Source organism: Streptomyces sp. NPDC000134 (assembly GCF_042899225.1).
In the GTDB taxonomy this organism is placed as follows: Bacteria; Actinomycetota; Actinomycetes; order Streptomycetales; family Streptomycetaceae; genus Streptomyces.
In genome coordinates this window covers 1-5,162 of record NZ_JBIAZN010000048.1, presented here as the reverse complement: position 1 = coordinate 5,162, position 5,162 = coordinate 1, and the positions used below count along the sequence as shown (strand labels likewise).

The following is a 5,162-nucleotide window of genomic DNA, read 5'->3' as shown; positions in this document are numbered from 1 at the left end:
GCACCCCGCTACGACGTCGGCAAGACCGTCAAACGCCCCGAGACCCTGAAGGCCATCGGCAAGCCCGGAAGATCTTGGTAGATAAAGAACAAGCTGAGGGGAATCCTCAGTAAGGTCGAGGACGTCAGAAGCCAGTTCATCGTCGGTCTGGTTGCCGTGCACGCTCTCGTCCACGACGATCTGCCAGCACTGTTGCTCGAAGACCTTGACCGCTCCCGCGGTCAGCTGCGCGTCCGCCGCCGAGGGCGTCTGGACCACGTCGTCTACCTCGATGAGCTCACCTCCGAACTGGCGACATCCTGGTTGCGAGAGCGATACCGACGCTGGCCTCGAACGGGTAACCCTCACCTGCTGGTCAGCAGGTCTCCGCAGCAGATGAGGCCGGACCGAGAATGAGCACTGAAGTGACGAAGACCGTCTTCGAGCGGGTTGGCATCAGCGCCCGCAAGCTGCGTGGAGACCGCATCTACGACGAGGCCCGACACACCGCGGATCCTGTCCACCTGATGCGCTTGTTCAGTCTGGGCACGACAACCGCGATAAAGTACATCACCGCAGCCCACCCGGACAAGCGTCCTACCCAGTCCGAGCCTGAACGGTTGCGGGCTCGCCTGTGCACGTCGAAGGTTTCGACAGCGTTCGGGAGTCGTCTTGGCCGTCGGTACCGAGCTGCTGTGCATGACGCCGGGTTCTGGCTGAGAGGTCGTTTACGCCCCAGTTGCGTCGCCTCGGTGCGGAAGACGCACTCGACGGCAAAGCCCTGCTGCAGGTCGGCCCACGGGTCGTACTCGACGGAGACCGTGTCGTCGGTGCCGTCGACACGGTCACCACGCCGGTCGGGCTCTCGGCCAGCGAGTGGTCGGTGCCATACGTCGGCGCACCCCAGGTGCGCGGTTCGAGCGACCGGGTGCGCTCGTGCGGGGCGCCGCCGTCAAAGTCGATGTCGAGTACGTCGGGGGCCGGTGCGTCCACGGCCGCGAGCGCGGCAGCGGCGAACCGACGGCGGTGCAGCTCGCCGCGCTGGCCGAGGTGATGGCGTCGCCCAGCAGGGCGGCGATGACACCCCGGCGAAGGCCAGACCCGCAGTCACGGCGAGCAGGCGTCCACGTCCGGGTCTGGTGAAGGTGGCGCTCGTTGCTGCGAACACGACGCTCCCAGGGTCGTGTGCCAAGGAGCGTGCGGCAGCGCCCGAGGTGCCGTACAGCCGGAGCACCCGTGCCCGGCCAGTCTGAGAGCATCCTGAGATCGGATGAACGCGGCCGAGGGCGCCTGTTGACGCCCGTCTGCCGACTCGGCAAACGGTTGCCGCAGCCGTATCCGGCGACGAATCCGGGCGCGGCGGCGTTAGAGGTTCAACCGGCATGGCAGCTGCCTGGCCAGCAGCGACCCGTCTGAGATTGGCTCAAGCACGACTCGCGGCATCATTGCCGCACGAGCTCCAGCACCTGCCCACACCTAGCGCCGAAGGTGGCGCGGAGCAGGTCCGCGGCGTCGGAGTCCTGGTCGAACAGCGACTGCATGTCGATCGCCAGCATGACGGCGAAGGTCATCGCGCTACCGAAGAACTCCTGAATCTGCTCATCCCGCAATGCTGCTTCGTCGCGGAGGAAGCGGTAGATCTGCAGGAAACCGTCGCGTACCGCTGCACCGATCGCTGGTTCAGCCCCGGAAACGAACCCTTGCAGTAGGACGGTGTGCAGTCCCCGCTTGGCGGCGAGGTCGAAGAAGCGCTCACCAATGGCATGCGCGGCGGTGTCCTCCGGCGCGAGTGCCGCGAGCGTTTCGCGCCACTCGTCGAGGAGGGTCGCCAACGTGTCCGCGAAGACTTCCAGGAAGAGCGCTTCTTTCGTACCGAACATCCGCACAACGTAGGGCTGGCTGATGCCGGCTGCTGCGGCGATCTGGTCAGTCGTGGTGCCGTGGTAGCCACGTCGTCCAAAGAGATTGCGGGCTGCGTCCAGGATCAGTCCGCGCCGCTTTGCGGCAGGCATACGGCTGCCGGAGGTGGTGCCGTCAGTGGGTTCATTGCTCATGTTGACAAGGTATCAACGGATAACTACCGTAGCTAGTAATCATACGATTACCTCTAACCGGAGTTCACGTGAAGCGTTCTGTCCCGGTCTGGCTCGCTGTCGTAGCCGCGTCCCTCCCGATGTTCATGGCCACGCTCGACAACCTCGTTGTCACAAGCGCTCTGCCGGCCGTGCACGCCGACCTCGGTGCCTCGGTCGAGGAGCTGCAGTGGATCACGAACGCGTACACGCTCGCCTTCGCCGCGCTCATCCTTCTCGCCGTCGCCCTCGGTGACCGACTCGGCCGCCGGCACCTGTTCATCGCAGGCATCGCGGTCTTCACCGTCTCATCGGTCTTCGCCGCGCTGAGCGCCGACCCGACGGCACTCATCGTCTGGCGCGCGGTCGAAGGCGCCGGCGCCGCCGCGATCATGCCGCTCTCTCTGACCCTCCTCGTCGCAAGCGTGCCGGACCGCCTCCGCGCCGTCAGCATCGGCATCTGGAGCGGAATCTCCGGTCTAGGCGTCGCGCTCGGCCCGCTCGTCGGTGGCGCCGTCGTGGAGAACTGGAGCTGGGAGGCCATCTTCTGGCTCAACGTCCCCGTCGGCATCATCGCGGTCCCGCTGGCGATCTTCGCGCTGCCGAACACCCGTGGCGCCCGGGTCCCTGCCGACGTCCTCGGCGTCCTGCTCGCTGGCCTCGGCGTCCTCGGGCTCGTTTTCGGCGTCGTCCGCGGAAACGAAGCCGGCTGGACGAGTGGCGAGGTGCTCTCCGGGCTGATCAGCGGCGCCGTGCTGCTGGTCGCGTTCATCCTCTGGCAGGCACACACGTCCGCACCGCTCCTACCGCTCCGGCTCTTCCGCGACCGCAGCTTCACGCTCGCCAACATCGTTGCGATGACGTTCTCGTTCGGGGCCTTCGGTGCGGTCTTCATCCTCATCCAGTTCCTGCAGGTCGTGCAGGGTCGCAGCCCGCTCGAGGCCGGCGTCTGGACGACGCCGTGGACGCTCGCGCCGATGATCGTGGCGCCGCTCGCCGGGATTTTCGCCCCCAGGGTCGGCACGCGTGCGCTCATCACCGGCGGGATGGTCCTCCTCGCTGGCGGGCTGTTCTGGATGGCGGGAACGCTGGCCGCCGACGCGACCTTCCTCACGCTGCTGCCGGGCTTCGCACTCGCGGGAATCGGAATGGGTGCTGTGTTCGGACCAATCTCGACCGTCGTGCTCGCCCGGATGCCCCAGCACGACCACGCGAAGGCGTCCGGAGCGAACTCCACCCTTCGCGAGATCGGGGTCGCGCTCGGGATCGCCGTCCTCACTGCGGTCTTCACTGGCAACGGCGGCCAACTCACGCCCACCGGGTACGTCGACGCGGCGCAGCCGGCCGTTATGGTCGGTGCCGCCGTGGTCGCGGCCAGCGCGATCATCGCCGTGTTCCTACCCTCTGGGCGAGGAAGCGCATCCAACGGTACCGCTGCACAAGACCCTGCGGCAGCTGCACCGGAGCCCGCTTCTGCTGCCCTGCGCTAGAGCCCGTAGCCACCGAGGTCGAGCCCGCGCAAGTACCAATGGCCGCTAACCAGAAGGCCGACGAGGACCCGCGGCAGCCGCAGGTCGTTGATGATGAACTCCTGCCCGGCCTCCCCGTGGCCCGCCAGGTCGGGCAACCCGCTGGTCGCTGTCGCGCCCCAACTCCACGACGTGGTGGTGCTTTCGGGCCGCGGTTACTGGAGGCGGCAGGAGCGTTCCGCGGAGACCAACGCCGCACGCCTGGACCTCCTCGCCCGCGTCGACGGCCCTGCGCCCCCACGACACTGCGCAGAATTCGCCTGGCTGGGCACGGGTCGGCGGGAGAAGGGCCCAAGGCCCGGGTGCAGGCGGCCATCGAGTCTGGCGGCTTTGCCGTCATCGACCCCTCCTGCGGGCATGGCCACCTCTCCGAATCCGACCGACACCCTTGCCTGCCACCGCGCCGAGCGACGGCATAGACATCCCAGGCGACCGAAGCGACCCAAAACGATCGCCAGCCGCATTCCGTGGTCTTTCCATACAGCTAACCACCCAACCAGATAGGGGAATCACCGATGTCAGAGCGCCATCCCATCCTGATCACCGGAGCCGCTGGCCACGTCGGCGGTGTGAGTCGAACGATCGTCGACATGCTGCTTGACCAAGGCCACCCCGTGCGCGCGTTCGTGCGGCAGGACGACGACCGCGCGCAGGCACTCCGCCAGGCCGGCGCCGAGGTCTTCGTCGGAGACCTGCTCACCATCGCCGACGTGACAGCCGCACTGAAGGGCGTCCGGCGCATCTACTTCAGCATGAGCCTGACGCCGTACTACACCGACGCCGTCAGCCTCATGGCCGCGGCGGCGCGGACCCAGGGCGACATCGAGATCTTCGTCAACATGTCCGAGTACGAGCAGTCGTTCATGACGTTCGAGAAGATGACCGCACCGGAGCAGGAACGACGTGCATGGCTCGGCGGACTCGTCGCGGACTGGTCGCCGCAGCAGCGCGCCCACTGGATCGCCGAGCAGGTGCTGGAGTGGTCCGGCCTCCCGACCGTCAACATCCGGGCGGCCATGTTCGTCGAGAACCCCCTGATGACCTGGCTGGCACTGGAGCCGCTGAGCAACGGTGAACTGCGCCTGCCCTTCGGCCACCACCGGCTCGCGCCCATCGCGGGTTACGACGTGGCGGAGGCGTGCACGAAGATCCTGGCCGACCCCGCTCCGCACATCTCGAAGTCGTACGAGCTCAACGGTCCGGAACTTAAGGACATGCACGGGTTCGCAGAGGACTTCGGGGCTGTGCTGGGACGCCAAGTCACCTACGTACCCGAAGAGGTCGAAACCTGGAACGAGACCTACGTGGACCCTGCCATGGCAGAGATTCCCCACACCGCGGAGCACATGAAGACCCTGACCCGGCTGGTGGGCGGCGGCGGATACCTCGGCGTCAGCGACCAGCTCCAAACCCTGCTCGGGCGACCGCCAAAGACCGTGCGCTGGGCGCTGGAGAACCATCTGCGCATCCAGAATCTGGCGGCCGGTTAAGACCGTGTCCTACGTGGTGAGGCGTCGTTGAGTTCGGTATGGGGCGGGGTACGTGGAGTTGGATTGTTCCGGACGGGTTGTGGGAGATCGCG

General features: G+C 66.9%; 4 protein-coding genes. 2 read left to right on the top strand and 2 right to left on the bottom strand.

Annotated features, from left to right (window positions below; genetic code table 11):
• Window positions 1-258, bottom strand: a 258-nt coding sequence (locus ACFY32_RS34000) for a hypothetical protein (protein ID WP_390676362.1), incomplete at its 3' end; no start/stop codon positions are given.
• A 1,163-nt stretch (window positions 259-1,421) separates the two neighbouring features.
• A complete protein-coding gene (locus tag ACFY32_RS33995; RefSeq protein ID WP_356307340.1) occupies window positions 1,422-2,033 on the bottom strand; it encodes a helix-turn-helix domain-containing protein in 612 nt (203 codons plus the stop codon).
• Window positions 2,034-2,101: 68 nt separating this feature from the next.
• Between ACFY32_RS33995 and ACFY32_RS33990 the strand changes: the two genes are divergently transcribed.
• Together ACFY32_RS33990 and ACFY32_RS33985 are read left to right on the top strand one after the other, a co-directional pair.
• Complete coding sequence (locus ACFY32_RS33990; protein WP_356307342.1) at window positions 2,102-3,541, top strand: DHA2 family efflux MFS transporter permease subunit; 1,440 nt, start codon at window positions 2,102-2,104, stop codon at window positions 3,539-3,541.
• A gap of 554 nt (window positions 3,542-4,095) precedes the next feature.
• Entirely contained in the window at window positions 4,096-5,070 is a 975-nt protein-coding gene (locus tag ACFY32_RS33985; RefSeq protein ID WP_390676361.1) for an NmrA family NAD(P)-binding protein, read from the top strand.
• Window positions 5,071-5,162 lie beyond the last annotated feature (92 nt).

Coding starts and splice junctions, on each gene's coding strand:
- ACFY32_RS33995 (WP_356307340.1), bottom strand. CDS start 2,033: ATGAGCAATGAACCCACTGACGGCACCACCTCCGGCAGCCGTATGCCT.
- ACFY32_RS33985 (WP_390676361.1), top strand. CDS start 4,096: ATGTCAGAGCGCCATCCCATCCTGATCACCGGAGCCGCTGGCCACGTC.